At 35.3% G+C, this 26622-nt stretch carries 15 protein-coding genes and 1 pseudogene; 7 read left to right on the forward strand and 9 right to left on the reverse strand.

Annotated features, from left to right (window positions below; all coding sequences use genetic code 11):
* Both AC4D4B_RS13590 and AC4D4B_RS13595 read right to left on the reverse strand, forming a co-directional pair.
* Positions 1 to 3326 (reverse strand): isopeptide-forming domain-containing fimbrial protein (locus tag AC4D4B_RS13590; protein ID WP_491000217.1); only part of this gene is annotated, 3326 nt, incomplete at its 3' end.
* Positions 3327 to 3873: 547 nt separating this feature from the next.
* Positions 3874 to 4629 (reverse strand): aminoglycoside adenylyltransferase domain-containing protein, encoded by a 756-nt coding sequence (locus AC4D4B_RS13595; protein ID WP_491000218.1) that lies wholly within the window; start codon positions 4627 to 4629, stop codon positions 3874 to 3876.
* 1001 nt (positions 4630 to 5630) lie between these two features.
* Here AC4D4B_RS13595 and AC4D4B_RS13600 point away from each other — a divergent pair.
* From AC4D4B_RS13600 to AC4D4B_RS13615, 4 genes and pseudogenes are all read left to right on the forward strand, one after another.
* Positions 5631 to 5935 (forward strand): annotated as a pseudogene (locus AC4D4B_RS13600) (antibiotic biosynthesis monooxygenase family protein).
* Positions 5935 to 6303 (forward strand): hypothetical protein, encoded by a 369-nt coding sequence (locus AC4D4B_RS13605; RefSeq protein ID WP_491000219.1) that lies wholly within the window; start codon positions 5935 to 5937, stop codon positions 6301 to 6303. The pseudogene AC4D4B_RS13600 and the gene AC4D4B_RS13605 overlap by 1 nt, the downstream one beginning before the upstream one ends.
* 4 nt (positions 6304 to 6307) lie before the next feature.
* Positions 6308 to 6961 carry a cobalamin B12-binding domain-containing protein gene (locus tag AC4D4B_RS13610; RefSeq protein WP_491000220.1) on the forward strand — a complete coding sequence of 218 codons (654 nt, stop codon included), beginning with the start codon at positions 6308 to 6310 and terminating at the stop codon, positions 6959 to 6961.
* Entirely contained in the window at positions 6948 to 7709 is a 762-nt protein-coding gene (locus AC4D4B_RS13615; protein ID WP_491000221.1) for an STAS domain-containing protein, read from the forward strand. Before AC4D4B_RS13610 ends, AC4D4B_RS13615 begins: the two co-directional genes overlap by 14 nt.
* Before the next feature lie 174 nt (positions 7710 to 7883).
* Here AC4D4B_RS13615 and AC4D4B_RS13620 read toward each other — a convergent pair whose 3' ends face one another.
* The 7 genes from AC4D4B_RS13620 to AC4D4B_RS13650 all read right to left on the reverse strand — a co-directional run bounded on the left by AC4D4B_RS13620 (position 7884) and on the right by AC4D4B_RS13650 (position 20918).
* Complete coding sequence (locus AC4D4B_RS13620; protein ID WP_491000222.1) at positions 7884 to 10421, reverse strand: immunoglobulin-like domain-containing protein; 2538 nt, start codon at positions 10419 to 10421, stop codon at positions 7884 to 7886.
* A 1041-nt stretch (positions 10422 to 11462) separates the two neighbouring features.
* Positions 11463 to 13940, reverse strand: a complete 2478-nt coding sequence (locus tag AC4D4B_RS13625) for a DUF2357 domain-containing protein (RefSeq protein ID WP_491000223.1) — start codon at positions 13938 to 13940, stop codon at positions 11463 to 11465.
* Entirely contained in the window at positions 13915 to 15675 is a 1761-nt protein-coding gene (locus tag AC4D4B_RS13630) for an MrcB family domain-containing protein (protein ID WP_491000224.1), read from the reverse strand. Before AC4D4B_RS13630 ends, AC4D4B_RS13625 begins: the two co-directional genes overlap by 26 nt.
* Positions 15629 to 16069 (reverse strand): very short patch repair endonuclease, encoded by a 441-nt coding sequence (locus AC4D4B_RS13635; RefSeq protein ID WP_491000225.1) that lies wholly within the window; start codon positions 16067 to 16069, stop codon positions 15629 to 15631. Before AC4D4B_RS13635 ends, AC4D4B_RS13630 begins: the two co-directional genes overlap by 47 nt.
* A 109-nt stretch (positions 16070 to 16178) precedes the next feature.
* Positions 16179 to 17513, reverse strand: a complete 1335-nt coding sequence (locus AC4D4B_RS13640) for a DNA cytosine methyltransferase (protein WP_491000226.1) — start codon at positions 17511 to 17513, stop codon at positions 16179 to 16181.
* Between the two features lie 82 nt (positions 17514 to 17595).
* Entirely contained in the window at positions 17596 to 19050 is a 1455-nt protein-coding gene (locus AC4D4B_RS13645; RefSeq protein ID WP_491000227.1) for a 3'-5' exonuclease, read from the reverse strand.
* A 17-nt stretch (positions 19051 to 19067) separates the two neighbouring features.
* Complete coding sequence (locus AC4D4B_RS13650; RefSeq protein ID WP_491000228.1) at positions 19068 to 20918, reverse strand: ATP-dependent helicase; 1851 nt, start codon at positions 20916 to 20918, stop codon at positions 19068 to 19070.
* A 119-nt stretch (positions 20919 to 21037) separates the two neighbouring features.
* Here AC4D4B_RS13650 and drmA point away from each other — a divergent pair, with 119 nt between their 5' ends.
* Genes drmA through AC4D4B_RS13665 form a run of 3 tightly spaced genes read left to right on the forward strand, consistent with a single transcriptional unit; the run spans position 21038 to position 26600 of the window.
* The gene (gene drmA, locus AC4D4B_RS13655) at positions 21038 to 24361 is read left to right on the forward strand and encodes a DISARM system helicase DrmA (RefSeq protein WP_491000229.1); all 3324 of its coding nucleotides are present in this window, start codon (positions 21038 to 21040) and stop codon (positions 24359 to 24361) included.
* 2 nt (positions 24362 to 24363) lie between these two features.
* Positions 24364 to 26154: a DrmB family protein gene (drmB, locus tag AC4D4B_RS13660; RefSeq protein ID WP_491000230.1), complete on the forward strand. Its 1791-nt coding sequence runs from the start codon at positions 24364 to 24366 to the stop codon at positions 26152 to 26154.
* On the forward strand, positions 26151 to 26600 hold the full coding sequence (locus tag AC4D4B_RS13665) for a hypothetical protein (protein ID WP_491000231.1): 450 nt from the start codon (positions 26151 to 26153) through the stop codon (positions 26598 to 26600). Before drmB ends, AC4D4B_RS13665 begins: the two co-directional genes overlap by 4 nt.
* Positions 26601 to 26622: the final 22 nt, after the last annotated feature.

A 26622-nucleotide genomic window follows, 5' to 3' on the forward strand; every position in this document is an offset into this window, starting at 1 on the left:
ACCGTGCTATACGTACCTTCCGGTAATGCCTCATCATTGACTTCCGCCTCGAAGGTAATTGTCATCGTTTTTCCTGCGGCTAATTCATCCGCTGTGACAGTTAGCACACCCTCTTTATAGCTGTGTTCCGCTTCCGTTCCATCAACCTGGACTGATTCCGGATTCAAGGTTAGACCGGTTGGCAATGTATCCTTCACTGTCACGCCTTCTTGCTTGGCTTTACCGTCATTTGTCACCTTGATGGTGTAGTGAAGAGTATCGCCTGGTTGTGCTGTTTTTTCTTCTACCACTTTTTCAGAAGTTAAATGTGGCACCATAATATCGGTTTCTGCCGGTTTTGTTGGTACATCGTTAATCACAGCCACGTTTTCAATCACCGTGCTATACGTACCTTCCGGTAATGCCTCATCATTGACTTCCGCCTCGAAGGTAATTGTCATCGTTTTTCCTGCGGCTAATTCATCCGCTGTGACAGTTAGCACACCCTCTTTATAGCTGTGTTCCGCTTCCGTTCCATCAACCTGGACTGATTCCGGATTCAAGGTTAGACCGGTTGGCAATGTATCCTTCACTGTTACGCCTTCTTGCTTGGCTTTACCGTCATTGGTCACCTTGATGGTGTAGTGAAGAGTGTCGCCTGGTTGTGCAGTTTTTTCTTCCACGATTTTTTCAGAAGTTAAATGTGGCACCAAGATGTCTGTTTTTGCCGGTTTTGTTGGCACATCATTGACCATAGCCACGTTTTCGATCACCGCACTATACGTACCTTCTGTTAATGCCTTATCATTAACTTTGGCTTCAAAGGTAATCGTCATGGTTTTTCCTGCACCCAACTCATCCGCTGTGACGGTTAGCACACCCTCTTGGTAGCTGTGTTCCGCTTCCGTTCCATCAACCTGGACTGATTCTGGATTCAAGGTTAGACCGGTTGGCAATGTATCCTTCACTGTTACGCCTTCTTGCTTGGCTTTACCGTCATTGGTCACCTTGATGGTGTAGTGAAGAGTGTCGCCTGGTTGTGCAGTTTTTTCTTCCACGATTTTTTCAGAAATTAAATGCGCTTTTCCAACTTGCACAATAGCAGGTTCAGATTCTATTGAATCATCTATCTTTGCAATATTCTTAATCTCATTGCTATATCCAGCATTATCTTTCAATTTATCAACTTTTGCTTCAAAGGTAATAGTGATTGTCTCACCTTTTGATAATTCCTCAGCAACTACATTTATGGTTCCCTCATTATATGAAGCCTTTGGCTTTGCAAGGGTATCAGTAGAATTTGCTGAAACTGAACCTTCTATATACGTTAATCCCTCAGGAATATTGTCACTAATTGTGAAAGACTCTTTTTTGTTTCCACCATTATTAGTGACCTTAATCGTGTACTTCACTGTGTCGTCTTCCTTGGCATTTACACGTGCAGAAGGTTCATCATTTGAACCATCATTCTCTACAAGTTTAGATATTTGAAGATCTGGTCCGATAATTTCCGTTTCGACCGGATTCGTTGGATTTGGTTCCTGTTTACCACCAACATAGATATTTCCTAAATTCGTAATAGTGTATTTATTATCATTAATGAATTTTTCTTCACCTAAATCTACTGTAACTTTAAATTTAATTACAATAGACTCAGTTTCCCCATGCTTAACTTGGCCAATTGGGACTGTTAAAGTCTTAGTAGAATCATTGTATATATAGTCCATTGTTTCAGTGACAGAATCACCTTTAATAATCGTTATAGGACCTCTACTAAATGTCAATCCATCAACTAGTACATCCGTCAATTTGACGTCAGTCGCATCAGCTTTCCCTTTATTTTTCACAGTAAATGTATACTCAAGCTCATCACCATTGGATGCTGTTTTTTTATCGACTGATTTGGTTGCATAAACATCTGGTTGAAATTTAATAGATGTTGTTATTTTCAAATGTGACTCTGTAGTATGGCGTTCCATATAGAAAAAGTCAAAATCATATGTTCCACCTAACTCCAACCCAAGTCTTTGAGCCGTTTCCTCATTTAAGGTAATGATTCCTTTTTCTTGATTATGAATACCACCTAAATCAATAGCTAGTTTACCATTGATAAATACCCATACATCATCATCACCGTTAAATTCAAACACCTCTCCGCCTACATAAGTAAAAGATGTATGCATCTCCAACGTGAAGTGATAGTTATGGTTCCTTCCTTCATTCCCCAGTGCATCATTATCAATTGGGTAGAATGCGTCGCTATTATACGAATAAGTCTTCCCATCACTATTTAATATTAGCGGTAAAGATTTATTACGTACCCTATCTGAATCTGAAACGGTAAATAATTCGTCGAGTTTCGAATTTATATCTGCTACAGTAGTGGTTTCATCTAACATTAACTTTTGTGTATAGGAAACCATCGTATTGGTGTAACTAGGCTTCCTGCCTGAACCAATATCCCCACTCACAAATCCTGTCGCTACTCCTGCGTCATCCCCAGTAGGAAGGTTTGATTCAAATAAAATGCCATCCGCATTAAAATCACGAATTGTTATTGGTAAGTTTAAATCACCATTAACATTCAGATTAGCATCAGATGGTGTATCTTCTCCAGGATTAGGTGGGATATATATTGCCTTCTCTACTTCATTTGCAGCTTTTTCTTTATTGGAGGATGCCTTGCTATCTTTTTCATCAACTGAGTCTTTTTCAGTTGTTTCTTCTTTATCAGCGTTCTCCTCTATTGAAGTAACAGAATGTTTTTCAACATTCTCTTCTGAAGAAGTGGCAGCTTCTTCATCTGCAGACTCTTCTTCTACCGCTTCCTCCTCAGTTAAATCTGGAGTACTCTCTTCAGCTGTTGCACCTTCTTCCTCGGTTGTACTTTCTGTTGTTTCCTCAGTTGTCACTTCTGGTTCTGGTAATGTGACCTGAATCGCAACAGATTGAGTACCTCCGTTCTGAGAAGTTAGTTGTGGCATGTAGTCACCAGCTGTATCAGCTGATACTTGCACTTTCACAACTTGATTGCCATCTTCCTTCCAACTAAAATTTAAGGATTGAGTACCTTTATTACTGATATCGATATTACCTTGACCTTCAGTAATATCCTTAATACTCAAACCTGTTGGTAAAGAGAATGTTAATGTACCAGAATCTTCTCCACTGTCAGTTAGTGTCGCTGTTAGCATATCTCCTTCTTGAGCAGATGGATTGTCGAAACTGATTCCAACAGTTGAACTGTCAGCATTAACATACTGAGTTACCGGAGTTAAAATCGTTTGCACAAGAAGAAAAAGCAATGTCAGAATTGAGAATGCTCTTTTTCTCGTACGTTTTTTCATGTAGTACCTACTCCGAGTCGATCTCATGATTCACACACCCTTATGAAGTTTTTTGGAGCAGCTTTTAAGCTCTATTTAATAAATTTCGCAAAACATCTCCCCTCATTTATATTATTTACTAGAATAATAGTGAAAATAATAACTATTCTAATAAACTATTCACATCATTATATTATCAATTTTCCAACAATTTAAACTAATGTAATTATTGACAATAGTTATATTAATATACAATTAGAGATATAGGATTAAGTTAATGAAACATGCGGAAAACATAGTGTCGAAGGGCTAGTTAGGAGGTTATGTTTTTTTAAAGGATTGATGAAATTTTTACAAATTAGTGACAAATAAACTTGGCATTTCAATCTCTTATAGATAGATTGCAAATTTTGATTCATTGCGGACTCCTTTTATACATGCAGACAAATAAAAAAAGCCTTATTAAAGGCTTTTCAAAAAGAGCTATCTATCCTTTTATACGCATCATTTAAAATACACGGTTATACTTTCTATACTGATAGATTTTTATATAGCAGCATTAATTGACTTACTGTGTCAACTTATTATCAATGTACTCTTTAAATTCCTGCAATTCCTTTTCCTCCGGCCTGTTGCCATCCATAACCTTCTGTACCGTTTCAGCTACCATTTTAGGCAGTGTATTAATTGCCCACTGACCTGCTTCTTGCTTAGAAGTAATGATTCCTGCTTTTACATACCAATACACCCTAACCATATTTAGTACACAATACTTAGGATCCTTCTCTAAGTTAGCAAGACACTTCCGATAATCTTCCATTACGGATGAAAGATAATCACTTTGGGGAACTAGCGGGAAAACTTCTTCAATTGGTGGACCCTCAAGGCAAATCCCGCGTCTATGAAGAATCGTGATATGGGCAGCTAAATCTAAATCTTTTAAGTCTGCTTTATTAAGATAGTTCTCAGCGTCCTCTTCATACTTATCTCTCCAATATTCACTGTAATGGAAATCATACGGACAAGGATGCTGCCAATTCCTTAGTTGATCTTTGTTTAAAAAACTGACTTCAATCGGAAATGGTTTTCCGGAATTGGATAGAAAATAATTAACTAACTCTTTTTTATCCTCAAAGGTTAGTGGATTTTCAGTCACTACGATAAGATCAATGTCACTGGATTGCGGACTAAATCCATCCATAGCTAATGAACCATGAACATAGAACCCTTTAAAATTATCTTGCAGACTTTCTTTTATTTGCTCCAAAACCTTATAGACATAATCTTTTATTTCGGTTGTGCTAGTTTCCCATGAATAGATCATACTTACACCCCTAAATGAATTATTTACTCTTACTCTATTGTTACGTAATCTTGCTCACACTATCACATTATCTTTAATCAAAAAGCGAGTTAGACTGCATTTACATGAAATTTTTTCCTTTCCATACTTACACAATAGTATAAAAACAAATAAATATCCATTAAAGATTGGATAATAGGGCTACTAAAAAACACAAATAGTCTATTACGGACACAAAAGTGCCAAACTATTTATGAATTAAATTGAAAAATCGATAGGAAGAAATGGTGTTACGTTCATTCAGGTATCATTCGAGTAAACAAAAATGGAATAACTTAAATAATGAAATAGTTTATCGGAGTAAACTTATCCTTCTAAAGTAGGAATATTTCGGATAATAAAATGCAGATTGGATTCAAACATAAGATATAGAAGACATTATATTTATAAAAAATGGACGATCGAATTAGATGCAAATGATTCTATTAATATTGCCATGTCTTATTGGAAAACTCTTATTTAATCTGAAAATAATAAAAAAACACGACCCTGCTAATAATGAAACAGGGTCATGCTCGATTCATCAACTAGTATTCAGCTTTATTCAGTTTCTCTAATGCTCTCATAGCTAATCTCGAAAAATAGTATGCCCTCCGGCAAGGCCTCATATTTTAACTCAATGGTCGGATGATGCCATTCTACGCCCATCCACACAAGAATCCCGTCTACACTCGCTTATATTACGGGCTTTTTCTTTTTTGTTCCTTTATAGCCCTTCCCCCTGTCAATGGACAGGAAGGTTCGACTTTTGATAAGGTGAATATGAAACAGAACAAACCACCTGTAACAGATTAACAAGGTAAATCAACGAATTAACAAGTTCTATCAAGAGTTCATCATAACATGGACTCTTTTTTCTTAATTTTTTTGTATTTATGAAAAAGACTCTATTTTATATAATTTTAAAAGGAATGTAGTGTTTAAATCATATAAAAATCTGTGAATTAAAAGGGAGTTTTACTATCTTTAGCGTATTTTCTACATTTAAGATACCAGGAGAAAAAAACGAGGAAGTTATAGATATTTATAGAAACCGTTCCCGGAAAGTCGATCAAGCTCCCGGATTCATTGATTTTTTCCTCTTGCAGAATGAGAAACATCCTGATGAATTGACCGTTCAATTACTATTTGAAGAGAAAGAGGATTATCTTAACTGGGTAAGGAGCAGCCAATTCAAAGAGATTCACGAATTAGAAAAAAATATCCTGATCAAGAATTAGCCCGTGTTATACCTACAGTGACAAAATATAAGGTGGTCTGCAAGTAATGAATACAACTCTATTCATTGAGCAAGTGACAGAGCGAATCTATGTACTCGATCCATCCTTACAGGATCGCTATGGGGAAAAAGGAAAAGAGAAATGCAGGGCAGATAACAAACACCATCTTGATCATCTACAAACGGCCTTTGAATTAGATAATGCAAAAGTATTTACGGATTATACACTCTGGTTAAATGGAATCCTGCAAAAATACGGAATGAAGACACAAACACTGCTGGATAATTTCGCGATCATAAAAGAAGAGTTGGAGCATTTTTCTGATATGCCAGATATAAAAAAGAAAATGTACCTATCATTTTTAACAGATGCCATAGACATTCTTGAGTGCGAAAAAGCCAAAGAGGAGGCATAACTATATGCAATCGATTATCGATTTCACTAGCATCTTACTTTCTGGCAATTACAATAAAGCCTGGGATTATATTAAATCTCTTAAACATCTTTCAACTTTAGAAACTTATGATCAAATCATAACACCTGCCATGCAGCGAATTGGGGACTTATGGGAAAATAATGAAATTACAGTAGCCGATGAACATATAGCGACTGCCACCTGCGATTTTGTTTTATCCAGATTAGCGTTTGATCGCAATCTCAATACAACATCTACTAAAACGAAAAAAGCAATGTTCCTTTGTTTAGAAGGAGAGCAACATTATATTGGTCTTAAAATGGCCGCCCATTTATTCGAGGAAAATGGCTGGGAAACCAAATATTTCGGACCGAATCTTCCTCTTGAATATGCGCTACATACTGCCACCGAATGGAAACCTGATGTCATCGGACTTTCCTTGTCTATCGTAACCCATTTACCAAAGTTAAAATCATATACAGACAGCTTCAAGGCATTACCTGTGCCTCCGAAAATCCTTATTGGCAGCAGACTAGGCAATAAATATGATTTAAAAACGTACTCGAGCGGAGATCCCATCATCGTCACGGACTTATCAGATATAGAGACGTGGCTAAAAGATTATTCTATAGGAGAGACCAAAAATGCAATGTATTGACACACCACTACCACTTCCCTACATAGTAGTAGACTATAACGGAAAAATTCTGCAATACAATTCCCTGTCATTTAATCTATTTAATTTGGATACCTCTGATATTACAGGGATTATTGATGATGAAAGTATGAACAAGCTTGTCAAAGCAAGTTTATCGAATAAAAGTACCAATCAAATAGAAGTAAATGTTCATACAAAGGAGTCCTCATTAGCCTTATTTGATGTATATCTATCAGATGACTCAAACGGAAGAATGCATATTCTTTTTGTATCCAAGGAAAAGAACAATCAAGTATATCTTGATAAAATTATAGAATTGCAAGAAAGACTGGCACACACAGATTTTGAATTGCTCGAGCAAAAGGAAAAACTTGAAGACGTGCTCATGCGATTAAACAAACTATCCGGTCCCTTTATCCCTCTGTCCAATAAAATGTGCTATATTCCTTTATTCGGGGACATAACGTCTGAAAAAATCAACTTGATATCCGAGCATGTCCTCCACTCAGTCTTTAACGGAGAGTACCAAAATATCCTGATTGATTTAACGGCTGTTGGTGAAGTACAAGATGATGGTATCAATAAATTAATCGACCTCATCCGTACGCTTCGATTTATGGCAGGAAGCAAGATCCAACTAATCGGAATCCAGCCAAGACTAGCAAAGCTTCTCTCTACCTATGAACTTGAAAGTATAGTTGAATTCAAATCATCTCTGCAATATATCTTACAGAATGAATATGCATGATCGTGAATCGTATTTATTACAAGATTTCAATGTAGATAATCTGTTTGGATGAAGTAGGAAGGGGAGTTGTTGATCCATCATACTGAAAGGACAAATAACTTAAAAAAGGTAGATTAGCATAGTTGCTAATCTACCTTTTTAAACAAACATATACCTATCATCTTTTATTTTCTTTTAAAAAGAGAAAGAGTATTGATACGTCTTACCATTTTCTATCTTAACTGTGACAACTACTTTGCCTTGATCTTGCCAGACTCCTGTCTTAAAGCTAATACTCATCCCCCATGTGCTGGATGGTGTGATCTCAGTATTTATTCCATTACTTTGTAAAGTTGCAGCGGAATAGGATGCAAATAGGGAGCCATTTTCATAAATTTCGACTTTCTCGACATCTACTTTATCGGAAGAATCCAAGTTCATCATTTTAAATGAGAGACTATTGATTACACCATTGATTGTAGATGAACCTGATTTATAAAGATACAGATTTGGTTTATCTGAAACGGTGATCGTTTTATATCCGCTTTTTCCATCGACAGTTGCAGTAATCGTTACTGTACCTTCCGAAATGGTTTTTAGTGTACCATCTTCACTAATAGTGGCTATAGCTTCATCACTGCTCTTCCAGTTAACTTGTTGATCTGTGGCATCTGTTGGTGTAATATCCGCTGTCAACTGCTGCGTTTTACCTGTTTTCATTTTAGATGGTCCGTTGATAGTGATATTGGAGACAGGGATTTTTTGAACTGTCACAATTCTTGTGGCTTCCGCAGTGTTTCCTGCAGCATCGGAAACCGTATAAGTAACCGTGTATTCACCTTCTTTTTGTGTATCAACTGAACCAGCTGTCAATATTTTCGAAGTGATGTCACCATCGTTATTATCGGAAGCGGAAACGCCATTTAATACGTTAAATTCGGTATATAGACCGATGGTTACATCCGATACTCCCGAGAAAACTGGTTTAACATTATCAATTACAGTTACAGTCCTATCTGCAGTTACAGTATTTCCAGACTCATCTGACACTGAATATGTTAGCTTATAGCTTCCAGCCTTGTTGATATCGACCGTGCCATCCACTTTAATTTTAGAAGTTATATCTCCATCACTGTTATCTGAAGCGGTTATGCCTTTTAATGGATTAAAATCTTCTCCAAAATTAATTTGAATATCTTCCACACCGGAAAGAACAGGAGCAGTACTATCAATAACTGTTACAGTACGTTTTACAGAGACGTTGTTTCCAGATTGATCGGAAACTGAATACGTAAGAGAATAGATACCTGCTTTTTCTACATTAACTTCGCCTTCAACCTTAATTTCAGAAGTTAAATCCCCATCATAATTATCAGTTGCCGCAACACCTTTCAAAGAATCAAACTTTTGACCAAAAGGAATCTCGACATTTTCAACACCCTTAATAACGGGGGAAACCTTGTCAACAACCGTTACATTACGTTCTTTAGTTACTTTATTGCCTGCTTCATCAGAAACAGTATAAATCAGCTTATAGGGTCCAGTTTTATTGACATCAACTGTACCTTCAACTTTAATCTTGGAAGTTAAATCCCCATCGTTTTTATCAGAAGCAGAAACACCTTTTAAAATATCGAACGTTTCTCCAAGAGCAACTTGGGTGTTATTAACCCCTGTAATTACTGGCTTAACATTATCTACAACCTTAATGGTACGATAAACCGTTGTTTTATTTTTAGCTTTATCTGTAATATCGTAGGTAAGCTTATAAGATCCTGCTTTTTTCGTATTTACCGTTCCAGATATTTTAATATTTTTAGTAATATTGCCATCAACATTATCCTTCGCAGTTACACCAGCACGTGGATTAAAAGAAGTATCTATGTTAATAGATTTATTCTTTGCACCAGATATAGTTGGTTTAACAGTGTCCTTTTTAACAGTAATCTTGCGTGTAACAGTTCTCTTATTTTTTGTCTTATCTGATACAGTATAGGTTAGTTTGTATGTTCCTATTTTGTTAGTATTAACTTTTCCAGTGACTTTGATTTTTTTAGTGATATTACCATCTGCATTATCTTTGGCAGTAACACCGGTAAGAGGCTTAAATGTTGAGCCAGCGTAGATCGCCTTATTGGAAACTCCGGAAATGGTAGGTTTGGTTGTATCTTTCTTTACTGTAATAGTTCGAGTGACTATTCTTTTGTTATTCGTCTTGTCTATAACAGTATATTTAATTTTGTATTTTCCGACTATTTTAGTGTTTACTTTTCCACTTACTTTGATTTTGGAAGTGAGGTTCCCATCGGCATTATCAGTAGCTTTGACACCTGTTTTGGGATTAAAAGAATACCCTTTGTATACGGTCTTATTTGATACTCCAGTGATTATTGGTTTAGTCGTATCTTTCTTAACTGTCACAACACGCTTTACTGTACGAGTGTTCTTCGCCTTATCAGTTACCTTATATGTTAGCGTGTATTTACCCGTCTTTTTTGTATTCACCTTTCCCGATATTTTGATACGGCTTGTGATGTTTCCATCAACATTATCTTTCGCTACAACCCCTTTTTTCGGATTAAACGAGTGGTTTAAGTAAGCGGTTGTATTCTTTGCCCCAGTAATGGTCGGTTTAGTCTTGTCGGTTGCTGCATTGACAAAATTCGGAGAAAAACAACTGAAAAATAGAGCTAAGCTTACTACAACCATTAGCGACCTTTTTTTCTTGTGCATCCTAAACACTTCCTTTCTTCGTTTGGCAGGTAATTAACATTATCTGTGAATCCAATAAGTACATACCTGACTTACTTTAATTATATCATTATAATTAATTATAGATATAATGTTATAAATACAATCACTATTCAGATTAATTAAGATACACTAGCATACAAACAAAAAGTGAGATAGGTTTATCCATTCTACTTTTTTGTTTTTAGATCACTTCAAATCATCCATCTTATCCGTCATTCATTAGAGGCTTTGAAAGCGCCCGAAAAGAGTGAAGTCTTCCTTTCAATTACGAGCTTGTTCAAAGAATTCATCCCTCAGCTCTTCTTCAGCAGAATCAACAAATTAATAATTCACTAAGAAAGCGAGCGGATCTGATTCTGCTCTATCTCTTCTTCTCTTTTTTGAATACAGTTTCATCAGTTCGCCGATTTGTATAGATCATATTTGCTATCTTATCTCCAATTTACGTAGTTCTTCGACTATACCTTTACACCTTTTTAAGGTCAGAATCCATAAACGAATTTCGTACAATATTAATAACATATCATTCATTTTTATCTTCCAGATATAAGATGTTATCTCGAAATTCTTCTTTTTTTCCACCAATATAAATGGTATTTAATAGACGACTTATGGTTTTCAAACTGTGATTCTATTGTTTTTAAATTGAATTGCACGAGCGACCACTTTATTGTTGATTTATGATACTTTTCACTATTAGAAAAGGAGGAAGTTTATTTGGATTTTCATTGAAGATTTCTTATACGTAGAAATGATGGATTTAGAAAGTATAAAACCATTTACGATTTTATCGATCTCGATAACTTTCGCTACGGCGAATATGAAGACAATCAATATGTGATCCGAAAAATGAATCATAAATATGTTCAAATCGATGACGAGGTAGTAACAGAAAATACTGGCGTTCCAGCATAGAAGTCTTTCGCAGGGAAGATCATTTGCTAATTTTAAGAGAGTATAAGGATAGAGTGCCGAAAGATTAAATAGCCTAATTTCTAATAAAAAGAAAAAAGAGATTGACTAAAAAACAGTCAGTCTCTCATCTAATAATGATAGAATTAATTTAAATACGGCTGTAGGTTGGGTTTTTAATTTCGACCAAGGAACAGTTTGTTGGAAATCATCTTTGATAAATATGATCTCTTGGTCTTCATGATGTAGTAAAATCTCAATATCCTTAAAGGAAAAATCATTTATAGCAGAAGCCTGATCTGGTTCTTCATGATTTAAACCAATTTGTATTCGGTCCGAAACTCTCCTAAGCATTTTCCACAGGATCATTTCTTCCCTTGATTTCAAATAGAGTTCCGGTAATTCTCTTGCTTCCATCAATTGTGTAAAACTGGTTATCATACTTGTGCCAATTCCATATCGAACCGGTCTAATAGAGTGGTTTAATTCCTTCCAAACATCAATAAAGTAGACTACATGGTCATCTTGAATCTCTATATCTCGAATGAGTCCATACTCTTTAATCCCATTTTGGTTTGTTATTCCTTCCTTAAGATACAAGGCAATAAATTTAGCTTCCTGCCATCCCTTTTTTAGAGAAGAAATCGGTATTCTGTATGATCTTGAGTGAATAAAATCTGCATAAGCCACTTGATCAGGTACCAAACCAACCAAAACCTTTTCCACTAAAGAAGACTTCCACTCTTCTTCAGTACCTCTTGGCAAAATGCCCTCTTTTTGTAATTCTTCAGGGCTTTTTTCAATTAATCGTTCTACAAATTGTTCAACCACCTCAGTAGTGTTCGGCAAGAATGGTAGCCCACCGATATTTACTAAGCCAATACTTTTATAAAAAGCATGGTCTTTATAGGAATCTTCATCATGCCATGGGAACAAGACATAAGCACCAAAAGCAGTTCGTCCATACGGACCATTATTCATGACTACTATAGAATCACGGTACCTGTGCATCGTATTAATATCATCTTCCATAGGCCCAGGTGTTTGATATTTGCTGCCATAATAACTACCAGCCTGTGCATACTCCACCCTATATTTAGCATCAAATATATATTGGTAATCAAACTCCTTGCCCTTCTTCTGGATACTTAGCATAGTATCCGGCTTTTGTGAAAGTGTGGGCAGTTTTCCCGTATAGCTTTGATAAACAATTTCAATCCGCTCACCAGTAACAGGATGACGGAAGGTACGCTTTGCAGTCTTATTTGTATCCAAATTGACGAATAGCCCATTGCGATTTACTTTCACAATATCCTGATCAATTTGTTCGTATTTTTTACCAAGCAATTGTCCCAGCTTAATAAACGTCCAGTATTCATAAAGAAGAGCCACATCTTTAACAGACATCTGATAATAGTTTCCACGGAGAATAAGACCCTTGGAAATCATAAGATATAATTGAAAAGCATCCCGATAACCTGGTGCCATCTGAAGAACCAAACTGACATTCAAATTGCGATCCAATCGCTGAATTGAACGCCAAAAAGGGTTTTTCATTCTCTTATCCAACGTTAATTTCATATCATTGAGACGATTCAATAAATCAGCATCAGGCTCTTTATTCCAACTCTTCTCCTGTTTATATATCGCCTGAATCAAGGCCTCCAATTTATCAATAAGCCTTCCCATCAACCATTTAATATATCGATTTTCAAACGTATCATAGCGTAATTCTTTCTTCCCTACTAATCCTTCTGTTGGCATTAGCTGTCGATTATGAATGGGTATTCCAGATTGAACATCCACCCACAAATGAGCCCTTTTTTGAAGATACTTTCTCGTCGTGGAATCAGTCTTCCTCAATTGATCTCCACGAACATGGTGATATGTTTGCTCTAATTTATGGTGAGGCTGTTGTTCAATTCGAATAATAGCTTGGACAAATTGGTTAAAATGTTTTCTGACCAATTGATAAAATTCCGTTTGACTTGGTGTCCCATCAAGCTTGATTCCAGCCTGCAAATAGGTCTTTTTAATAAAGTGAAAAGCCAAGTTATAGATTTCTTCATTTACCTCATCCAGTAAGCGTTCATAATCCTTCCGGTAATCCAGCTTTGTAGGAAAGATTTCCAGAGTTACTCTCAATAACGTTTTATCATAAGAACGGATTTCAAAACTGGTGAGTCCCACCTCATTTTGAAAACTGAGATTTCCCATGAGGAAGGAACCCATAGGTAATTCCGTTTTTGTAACAGCATTCCGTAGTAATGGATGCTCATGATAAAACGTTACCTCTTGTTTATTTTTAGGAACAATCATGACAAGGTATGTCCCATTTTCAAAAAAAATCGGTCGTAAGGTACTATTCTCAGATAGCTGCATCGTTTCAATATCGAATACTTCTACACTTTCCAGACCCTCACCCAATGCGGAAAATTGCATTAAATCATGATAGTCCATATTACGATATTGTTTTAAGCCTTCATACCGTTCGTGAAAAGGTTTGCCTTTGATAACTAACGAGAAGTCACGATGCTCAATTTTCACTAATTCTATTTCGTCAGACCCAGAATGAGGTAAAGCCATCGCCTCTTAACCTCCCAAGCATTTCTATTACTTTTCTTGTGCTTTGAGGATAGAGGGCGTTTTCTGTATCTATCAGACTTAAATCCTGATCATCATTTAATTCTCTTTGAGTAAAAATCCGATATAATCCTTTTAACAAATGCTCAATACGAGTATCACTTCCTGAAATCCGCGGAAGTATTTTTTGCAGAATACAATAATCGAGAGCCTGCTCATATTCCATTAAATCGCCAGATTCATTATAGGCAAGGTAAAAACAAACCTCATCCCTGACACGATATCCAACATGTGCGTTTGCAATTCGCAGTTCATTATTGATTTCTTCCAGAACCAATGTTGTTTTTTTAACGATGTCCTCATATTCCTTATAAACATCTTTTAAATGAAGATATTTAGATTCAAGCACTTGATTAGATATTGGCATGGGCTCTGCCTCTTCCAAATCTTCAAGGAAGGAAAAATTTGATAGCTCTACTCGGTTAAACTCAATCGTATTCGCACGATCAAGCACCTTTTTACTGAAGGGATGAGTCGTTTCATCCATATTGACAGTCCCAATTACATATACATTGGAGGGTAAATATAAATCTTCTTTAAAGTTCGTAATATCTTGTGATAACAAAGGAGAGCTAGTTAACTTACCATCCTTCCACTTCCTGCTTTCCATGATACTGAGAATGTCACTGAAATAATGCTCCACCCTCGCCAAGTTCATTTCATCCAGCAGGACAAAATAAGGTTCCTTCGGATTGTCTGTAGCTTGTCGAATTACCTTTGTAAGTGGACCTTCTTTAAATTCTCCTTTAATATCCACGTACCCTAAAAGATCAGAACCATCATTCCAATCTGGTCGAACCGGAATAATAGCAAATTGCCCATTAATCTCATTGGCTCCCAAACTCTCAGCAAACCATTGCACCATCTTTGTTTTACCAGTACCGGATATTCCAGATAGAATAACAAATGGCTTGGATTTCAAAGATAGGAATAGATTCTTTACTTCTTCCTGGCTGTAGAGAAAACCTTTGTTTTGGATGTAGGAGTGGATGTGGGATGCCAAATCTTTAATTGATATATCTTTTTCCTTCAATACATCAGCACCCGCTTTTGGTTTATATATATTTCCTTGCTTAAAGGCAATAAATTCTTCATAACACTCCACCATCTTCTCCAAATCTTCTATTAATTTATCATTGGATGGCAGGTTGTTTGCATCATATTTGATATAAGCTGCAGTGGAGTATGCATATTTCTTTGCTTTGTCACTTTTTCCTATAAATATGTCATCATCTATATTAGCAATGAGTTCAAGTGATTTAACTGTTCTAATTTCTTCTTTGATTATCTCTATGTCTTCTTTCTTTGTACCCATAACACCCTGACTAAATGAAAGATATACATATTTCATATCTTCACTAAATAAGTACACCAAATAGTAACCATATTCTGTACTGCTGGTTACTTGATTGTTTAAAATAGCAATCCACGGTACATGGGTCCACATACCAAACCCAGCAGAAGCTGTAACGGAATAATTCACATTATGAAAAATCGGGAGATTCTTAAATTCACTTGGTATAGTATGTTTAATAAACTTTGCAAGTGGATGTCCCCCGATACTCTGCTGTTTAGCTTCCAGATACTCAGAAGATACTTTGTTAAGATATTCTCTAATTTTATACTTAATTTTAATTGCCTCCCTGTTGAGCTTTCTTAACAAAATTATAAATTTCATTAATTGTATCGTCAAAATTATTTTTCTTAAGTTGATGTTCCCAAATCCTCAGAATATGCCATCCATTGTTCATATAAAATTCTGTTACCTCTTTATCTCTTTCAACATTTCTTTTTAATTTTTTGTCCCAAAATTCTTTATTATTCTTCGGCTGATTGCCATGTAACTCACAAACATGCCAAAAGCAAGAATCGATAAATATTACAACCTTATATTTTTTTATTGCTATATCTGGATTCCCATATAAATTACGTACATTCTTTCTAAATCTTATTCCTTTATTCCATAACGCTTTCATAACTCTTTCTTCAAGCTTTGTTCCTTTAGATCTTATGGCACTCATATTTTTTCTTCTATTATCTGTAGTAATAAGCCTACTATTTATGTTGTCCACCCTCTTCCTAAGTATAAATGTTTGTTTATATACCTTTTTTAGTTCCACTTTATTAAAATAAAAAACCTGAGTTCATTCCAATCTTGGACTCAGGTTTAATTCTTCACTATTAAGCATTATTATTATTATTTATTATATCTTTTATCGATTTAGCAATAATTTCAGACATTAATGGTGGTACAGCATTACCCACCTGCGTATATTGAGCAGTTCTGGGACCTTCAAATAAAAAATTGTCCGGAAAAGTTTGTATCCTAGCTGCCTCCCTAACAGTAAGGGACCGTGCCTGTTTATTATCATAATGAATATTATAATGGCCATCTTTAGCTATATGAGCAACAACCGTATGCGGTATCTCATTTCTGCCATGAACTTTAAATCGATCACTAAATGCCTGCTCATTTTTATGAGTTTTAAGATTAATAGGCAAATCAAAGTATCTAAGTTTTTCTCCATTATTAGATTTTTCTATTGCAATTCTGTAAATTTCTCTGTCTCTGTCTTGGAGAGGACGGGCTGCATGATTTACTATACCTGGACTGTTATGCCTCATATATTTTTGAAAGTCATTTAAATTAATTGAATCTGTATAAGAAGAAAAGCCAAAATTATGACCTTGTCCAGGTTCCAGTGTTTTCAAATCAGATATTATATTTTCAGTGGTTAAATTATGCCCCCAGTCCATTTTATACTGATTAAACTCCGGATAATTATAATTTCTCGTCTTTTCAAATCCAAATAGCAATACTCTTTTTCTATTTTGTGGAATGCCATAATCCGCAAAATTTATGATATTTTTTTTATGTTCATTTTCAGTTCCCGAGAGAATAGTATAACCGATACGATCAAATTCCTCTTGTATTGCTTTAAAGACCTCACCTTTTTTGGCGGAAAATAATCCTGGTACGTTTTCAAAAATAAACATTTTAGGCTTATATTCTTTAACAATACTTAAATAATAATAAAATAAATAATTTCTATTGTCTTTTTCTGCATTGCTTCCCATTCTACTTCTGCCAACCAGGGAATAAACTTGGCACGGTGGCCCTCCGATAATCATATCCACTTGATTTTCATTATTATATTTTAAACTTTCATTGATTAAATTTATAATTTCTTTTGTGGATGTTGCTTCAGAATCGTTAGAAGGATTTCCAAATTTCTTGTTTAAGATTTCTTTATCCAATTTATCCTTTAAATAGTCATATTTCCGATAAATATCCGACCTGCTCTTTTCTATACTTTTATAATCTTTCTTTTCTATTAGATATCTATAATATAATTCTAAATCTTTATTTTTAGCTAACTCATAATAAATAGTTCTGGTTTTCAGAGTTTCGCATGCCCAGTATTCCTTTTCAACCTGAACAATTATTTTTTGCCCCTCCTTATGAAATCCCTCACTGAGACCACCAGCACCTGAAAACAAATCAATTATATTCAACTGCAACACCTACTGTTATAAATTAAAATACTATTATTATCGTAAATATTATCGCTTACTTTATTAAAATAAAACAAGCCATTTAATTTGGCTTGTTATATGTATCATATAATTTTTTATTTAAATCATCAATAAAAGGAGAATATGGTCTTGTTGCAGTAATAAATAAAGTTTTTCTTGCCCTTGTCATGCCAACATAGAATTTTTTCCTTTCACGTGACATAAACTCAATCTCATCTTCTCCCATACCCGGTGATTTATATGGCAGATTTCCTTTCTTAAGCCCTGTTACAAACACATGATCAAACTCTAATCCCTTTGATGAATGAAACGTTATAAGCTTTACGCCAGGCGATAGTACTTCAACTTGGTCTTTTTCACTTAAATTATATACAGGTATATTGTTTTCTTCCATTAAAGTTTGAAACCTGGACAACCTTCTTTTTTTTGTTGCTATAACGCCAACTGTATCATTTGGAAAAGATGCTCTAATTTTTTTTATTTCCTGTAAAATCACTTCCTCTTCTTTAAACTGGTTATCACAAAAACAAACTATCGGTAACCTGCCATTTGTCTCAGGAAGACTGGCTTTAATATAATCTTCATCCTTCACAAAATTCTTGTCTTTTTCCTGAAAATCATTTGCCAATTGAATAATTTGCTTCGTCGATCTGAAGGTTTCTTTCAGAAAACGACTTCGTGAACCTTGGATATCTATTCCTGCTTTTTTCCAAGTAAATGATCTTCTGTATATTTGTTGACCCTTATCAGCTCCAATTGTTAAACTCTTCCTTGCAATAGCACTAATAGCTCTTAATTGAATTGTATGTAAATCTTGCGCTTCATCTACCAAAATATGATCAGGTTTAAGCTTATCTGGTATTGAATTTGCTTTTTTGAAAAGTATTCTCGCCAAGTCTTCACTGTCTATTCCTTGATACTTCGGATGATTAGTGAGCAGTTCATTATATTTTTCCAGAACATCATAAATTGTTTGCCTGTTCTTTTTTGTAACCCGTACATCCAACCCTCTTCCTGAACGGGCGATATCTAGATATTCATTTTTCGTTAGAATATCCAAACCTTTAATCCACTCAATTTCATCACATAAAAATTCAATCAATGCATGCTCCTCGTTGTTTGTATCCTTCATTTTAGGAAACGACGCATCTCCATTATTCTTTCTAATAATGTTTTTCGCAAATCGAATAGCTTCTTTTCTTTTGTCCCCAACTATCAACCTAGTATGTGGTGTATCTGTTTCTTTTAGTAAGGATTGCGCCCAATAATGAAAGGTCATAGCCTCAACGGGTTTATTACCTAATTTGACAGCTAGTTCTTTTACATAATTCGTTAATGTACGGCTAAATGTCAAAATAACAGTTGATTCACTTGGATAATTTGTTTGCAGATATTGAGCTCTTGCCAATATAATGGTAGATTTCCCACTTCCTGGTATACCTCTAATAAGCAAGGATCCTTTAGGTTGAAAGTGGACACATGCATTCTGTTTATCAGTCAACTTTATTGTATTCATATATTTATTCACTCCATTTACCATTCATCCATCATATCTACTAATTGCTTCATTTTCTCTTGTTCTTGTCTTTCAAGTTCCTTTGTAGTTTCCTGTATTTGATTTATTTCCTTTTCAGAAAACCCCTTACCTTTATTCTCCTCATATCTGGTATGGAATTCTTTGATTTCAACATCAGGACTATCCATACATATTCCCAGAAAATCTTCAAAACGAATCCCGTGTTGACCTATAATGTATAAACGTTTCATTGCCCTTGTTATACCTACATAAAGCAATCTTTTTTCTTCATCTATATCTGGATGGCTACCATGTGGAAAACTGGTGTCACCTAAATATAAAATAAATACTATCGAATATTCATGTCCTTTTGCACGGTGTACTGTACTTAAACTAACAGCACTCTCATCAGTAGATTCTTTTAATATGTCAATTTCTATATCTATTATAAAATCAAGTAAATCATCAGTATCCACTGCGCCTTGATTAATAGCTTCCTGTATAAAAGTAATTGAGTGGTCAGAGGCATATTTACCGTTATTTAATTTCTCCATTACATCCAATAATTCAAAACCAGGATATTCATCACAAAGCTTCTTCAAGCCTTCCAGTGATTCGCTTTGTTCCTTGGATTGTACACTTGACGTCTGAAAAGGGAGATCATACTTTTGCAATTCTTCTATTAATTTATCTGCCTGAGGGGAGAATTCTGAATTTTTCCTATATAGAACATGTATATCACTAAGTGAAACATTATTATTAACTTTTAAATTTTCTATTTCTCCAGCAATAAATGTTGCAGCAAGATCAATGGAGTGTGTATTCACGATAACCGGTTTAACAGGATCTGTACTAACTATTCCTGATTGTATAACATTCTCCCCAATTAAATGGTTAGATAAGTTAATTATACTATCGTTTGATCTATAATTTTTGGAAAGATAGATCCTTTCTGTATCTTCAGGAGCACATGTTGAGAATTTCGTATAAAAACGATCCATATTATCAGGATTAGATCCATTAAACGTGTAGATTGACTGATTTTTATCCCCAACTACTGTAATATTTTTATCAATATCAGCTAATGAATACAGAAAAGACTCTTGGGATAAAGAAGTATCCTGATATTCATCTACCAAAATATGACGCAGATCTTTTGAAATAGCTTCAAATGTATTCTTACGTTTTCTAAGTAACCTTTCTGCTTCAATAATTAGTCCCTGAAAATCAGTGCAATTTAAAATTTTATTAATTTTATCTGCACGCTTCCAGTACTCAATCATATCTATACCTGAAATAATTATGCGTTGACCATCTTCCATGTTAATTTTAAATTCATCATTAGCGTTTATATCCAGCCAATTTCTACATAATTCCGCTCTGAGCTGTGCCCCCTGTCTCAGCAAATTTAACCCTTTAGCAAGGGCTAAAGAAACAGAATCTCTGTCTTTATATTCATTACATAGATTTTTAGTAATTGAAGGATTCTTCAGTATATAATTCTCTGTTGAGATTGTCTCAAATCCATTTCTTAATTTTGATTCTCCAAAATGGATGCCATACCGAATTATTTTATGTGCTAAACTATGGAATGTCAGTACATTTATAATACTTCCATAACCTATTCTTTCAGTAAATAAGTTCATTTTATTAATTAGTTGTTGCTTGGCCGAACGGGAGAAAGAAATTGCCATGAGAGCTTCACCATTATAACCAACGTTAGTTTGCAAATGTAAAATCCGCGCTGCCAATGTTGTGGTTTTTCCGGTACCAGGGCCAGCCATTATCTGCAGATATTTAGAATTGGAATTCGTTGCTTTCCTTTGCTCTGAATTTAATTCTTCTAAGATAGTTTTAATGGTTAACAACCTTCTTTCCTTAATAATAGAGAAAATCATTAGTTCTATATTACCATAAAATTGGTATTATTTAAGAGATTTATTGTAACTATTTTAAAATTTCATATATTATTAATTTTGAAAGGTTGGTGTTTAAATTGAAGAATGAGTTTGTAAATGTCCGTAAAGAATTATTGGACAGACTTCAAAAAGAACTTGTTGGTCCTGAAGGAGAAAAAGAGGTCATTAAAATTAAACCCCTGCAAAAATATTTAACAGGCATTCTTTGGCCACAAAACTCTGAATTAGCATGGGGAGAAGATGAGTCCACCCAAGCTGAGGGAAGAGAGACCAATAAAGAGGTCTTGGAAATGAATACTCCATTATCCAAAGCATTGAATCCATCAGCAGTCGGAATGTCATTTTTAATTGAAAAAAAGAGTCCTAAGGTTAATCTGGAAGTTACCTTTGGTATGTATAAAAAAATAGGCACAGACGAAGCTGAAGACTGGCAAAGAATACCTTATATATTATTTAAGGAAATAGATTTTTCTGAGGAAATAGGAAAAAGACATCGCTTTCGTCACCCTGAAAATCATAACATTACTGTTGAGTGGTTGGTCAGGTCTTTTATGGACACTTTTTCAGTAAGTCTATTCCTTGTTAACAGATATAAACAGGAAGTGGATGAATTTGATATAGACTTTAAGTGTGTATTTCAACCTTGTATAACAATTACAAGCATTGCAAGTCCAGCGTTTGCAGTTAGGCAAGCCTTTACCCATGGAAAAAACACATATAAAGACTCCGATACAAAATCCAATGACTTGCTTTATAAGGACGATACTGTATTTGCGGTCGGTCATAATATTTCAGTTAAATGGGAAAATGTTACGGGTAATGCCCAAAATGCAGGGAAATTACAAACCAATATAATTCCAAGTTATGAGATTCCTATGGTTATTCCTCCAGAGTGGAATAAAGGTGGAACTTTAGATATGAAACAACTTTCTACCTTTACTTCCGGAGAAGAATATTATAAAGCACTGTTTCCACTTTGTGAGGAATATAAGTTATGGATAGCAGAAAGAGAAAAAGAAATTACATCCATCACAGAGGAATCCATTAAAATAACCGCAAAACAACATATAAAAAATTGTGAGAAATCTTTGTATCGTATGGAAAATGGGCTAAAACTTGTTAAGGATGATCCAATAGTTTTTCAAGCATTCCGTTTTGCCAATAAAGCCATGGCATTACAGCGTACCCACAGTATATATGCCTCTACAGGTACCCCACCAGAAAACGTGGAAGCTAAATGGCGGCCTTTCCAAATTGCATTCATCCTGCAAAATTTAGAAGGAACCATTAATCCTTTATCTGATGATAGAAATATTGCAGATTTATTATGGTTTCCTACAGGAGGCGGTAAAACGGAAGCTTATTTAGGTCTGGCTGCATTTACCATGGGCTACCGTAGGTTAACTAATTCGGAAGAATACCGCACTGATACAGGTATTTCAGTAATCATGCGATATACCCTTAGATTACTTACAATTCAACAGTTTCAAAGAGCTTCAGCTCTAATTTGTGCCTGTGAAAGCTTACGCAGAAAAGATCCTGAATTATTTGGGTCCATCCCTTTCCGTATAGGGCTGTGGGTCGGAGAAAAAAGTGCACCTAATGATTTTGATGACGCCTATTCTACCATTCAAAATTTAAATCAAATTGCTTTGTCAAAAGGAGACACATTTATTGATAAATCTAAAGGATCTCCAATCCAGTTGGTCTCCTGTCCATGGTGTGGTGAGTCCTTGTATGATGAAAATAATCCTCGTGCCTTACGAAAAGCATATCGAGCCGTTCAACATAAACGTAGAGTTCTTGTCAGTTGCCCAAATAAGGAATGTGAATTTCATATGAATGGAAACAATGAAGGTATTCCAATAATTGTAACAGACGAAGAAATCTATCGCTTATTACCTGATATGATTATCGGTACCGTTGATAAGTTTGCACAAATGCCTTGGAAAGCAGAAGTACAAAATTTATTTGGAAAGATAAAAGGAGAAGTTAAGGGATGGGGATTTATATCCAATGGTAATGATCCAAAGGAATTAAATAAAGTTGAGAGTGTAGCAGGTACCAATACAGTATCCAACAATCAAAAATTGCATCCACCTAATCTAATTATCCAAGATGAATTGCACTTAATTTCCGGCCCATTGGGAACAATGGTGGGATTGTATGAAACGGCTGTCGATTATTTATCTGCTAAAACTATAAACGGAAAAAGAATTGGTCCCAAAGTAGTAGCTTCAACTGCAACCATCAGGAATGCAGAAAATCAAATTAAGGGAATTTTCAATAGAGAAGCTCAAGTATTTCCAAGTCCCGGACTATCTCATAAAGATTCTTTCTTTGCTCAGCAACGTCCTTTAGGCGAAACACCTGGGCGTCTATATGTGGGTTTATTTGCACCGGGCCGAAGTATGAAAACAGCTCTGGTAAGAACATATGCAAATCTTTTATCCAGTACTACTGCAATGGTCGACCATTTCCCAGCTAAAAATGTAGATCCTTATCATACACTTGTAGGATATTTCAATAGTTTAAGAGAACTCGGTGGGGCTGTGAGATTAATAGAGGATGACGTTTCCGGGAGAATGCGAACATTAGAAAATTTAAATGATAATGAAAAATCATATCGTTATAAATACAGAGATTTCGAAAAAAATATTCCTGAATTGACCAGCAGAATAGATTCCGGAGAGATACCACAGATATTAAAAAAATTAGAACAGCCTTTCTATAAAAAAGGAAACGTACCTAATGTTGATGTACTACTGGCCAGTAATATGATTTCAGTCGGTGTTGATGTATCGCGGCTTGGTTTAATGGTTGTTAATGGACAGCCTAAAACTACTTCTGAATATATTCAATCGACCAGCCGCGTTGGAAGAAGAGATCCTGGTCTGGTTATTACTGTTTATAATTGGGTTCGACCAAGAGATATATCTCATTATGAAGAATTCTATGCGTATCACTCTGCTATTTATCAATATGTGGAGCCTATCAGTGTCACACCTTTTTCATCTAGAGCAAGAGACAGAGGATTGGCAGGTACAGTTATAGCCATGTCGAGATTGGGACACAGTGAACTCACTCCTAAAGAAGCACCAAAGGAATTAAGAGAAAATCCCTCCATTATTGAAGACATACAATCAATCATTATTAACCGGGTGAAACAAATGGATTCCTCCTCTGACGAGGTAACACAAGAATTACAAAAACTGTTCGATACATGGGAAGAGGCAATAGAAAAAAGCAAACTTCTTTATTGTTATGATTATAAAAAGGAAAATATGAATTTAATGTATCCACTTGGAATGAAAAAGAATGGATATTTCAAAACACCCAATTCTATGCGCGATGTTGAAGGTACAGCTGGAATTTACTTAAGGAGGGATTAAATATGAATACAAAGATAGGCGAAGTCCGCCCCAGTCAGCTAATTACAACTTTCGGTCCAGGTGCTATTGTTGACTTACCTGACTTTTCGGTAATTATGAGCGGTATAAACAAATGGGATAAAACTGTTTTGCAAAGATACTCAACCGATATAGATGAACCTCGCTTAAAAAAGAAATTACGAATTGATAAAATTAAATCTATACCTGTATCTGAAGATTCCCGTTTAGGAACAATACCTGCATATCGTTTTCCTGAATTCCACGTTTGCCCTAACTGCCACAAGTTGGGGAACTCCAGGAATTTTATAGAAGAAGAAGGTGTACTTTATTGTCATAATCAAGAGAAACCATGTAAACGCGTAAAGACACATCCGGTGCGGTTTTTAACGTCTTGTGAAAATGGCCATATCGAGGATTTTCCATGGGGTTTTTTTGTACATGCTCACAATAAAAAAGAGTACAATTATAGATCTTGTAAACTCTTCCTCGAAGATACTGGGAAAACAGGTTCACTTTCAGATTTAATCATCATCTGTTCCACTTGTAATATAAGCGCTCCTTTATCTGAGGGCTATAAGAATGAAAGACTTCTTCCAAAGTGCAACGGACGACAACCTTGGCTCGGTAAGCAAGAAAAATCCAAGACTCCATGTGATAAACAGAGAAAGGTTCTTTTAAGAGGTGCATCCAATTTATATTTTCCTGTATTGGAAAGTTCCATTATGATCCCTACTAATTCCACCACGGAACCTTTGGAAGATCTATTAAGGGAAGAAATTGATCTTGATGATCAGGATTTGACAACTAATAAAGATAGTTTCTTTGGCTTTGTTCGCTATCATAAAGAATTGAAACATTATGATCGAGACGAATTATGGAGTCATCTTCAATATATTCTATCCAGTACAGATAATGAAGAAGACATAGATTTACGTTTCCCTGAATGGAAAGCCATCACTTCCTCACAAATTCCGTTTGATGAACCTGATTTTGAAATAGAGAAGCAAACTGTTCCTTTAGAATTTTCAGGGATGGTAGATAAACTAATAAAAGTGAAACGCTTAAAAGAAGTAATGGTATTAAAAGGGTTTACTAGGATTCACCCTTTGCCGGATGTAACGGAAAGACTATCAGGGGACCAAACATTGGAGGGTATTTCAACGATGGCTCCCATTAGTAACATCAAACAAAACTGGCTTCCTGGTGTTGAAACTTTTGGTGAGGGGATATTTATATCAATTAAAGAAGAAAGAATCAAGAGATGGATAAAAGATAATGAGGAATATGAAGAGTCCTTTAGGGATGCCCATTTTGGCCATTATCATGATCGGAATATTCCTGATGAGCTTATTCCTGAATTTCCCGGCTTACGTTATGTTCTATTACATTCACTGTCGCACATACTTATACATGAATTATGCATGCATTCCGGATATTCATCATCTGCACTTAAAGAAAGGATATATTCTGATTCTAAAAAACAAATGGCCGGTATCTTGATCTATACTGCCACAGTTGATTCTGAAGGAAGTCTTGGTGGGCTGGTTGAACTGGGCAGCACAGATAAATTTACAGCTATTTTGGGCAGGGCACTCTCATCTGCACTCTACTGTTCCGGTGATCCTTTATGTGCCGAACACGATCCCTTGACTCTTAATGATATTAATGGTGCCGCATGTCACAGTTGTCTCCTGATACCCGAAACGTCCTGTGAGAACTCTAATCAGTATCTTGATCGGTCTGTATTAATCAATACAGTTGCAAATAAAGATAAGGAATTCTTTCAACTATGATAACAGTTGAAACTAAAATCATTCAATTTGTTGAAGCATGTTTTCATAGTGAAACAGATTTTTATGATAGGTTCCTCACCTTATTGCGAACTAAAGGTGATAATATAATTGCAGGTTATAATACAGTTCTTTCAAACGAAAAGCTTTCATTTAGTTTGGATTACTTTGCCTTTGAATTGCTAAAAACAGCATATGAGCAGAATATTGATTCCTCCACTTTGATATTGGCCTTACAAACTGCAAAGGATATGTACATTTATAGAAAACAAGCAGAACCTGGATTAACCCCTGTGTGGACTGGCCCTGAAAACAGTACATCCAAAATTCCAACCACATATGATACAGTTAACAGGTTATTCCAAACTGCAAAATATGAAATATTTATAGTCGGTTATGTCTTTTCATTGGAAGACAAATCTATAAAAAAATATTTAATGAACTCATAACTGCTGCAAGAAAAGGGTGTAA

The sequence above is a fragment of the Pradoshia sp. Z6_59 genome (genome assembly GCF_058267515.1).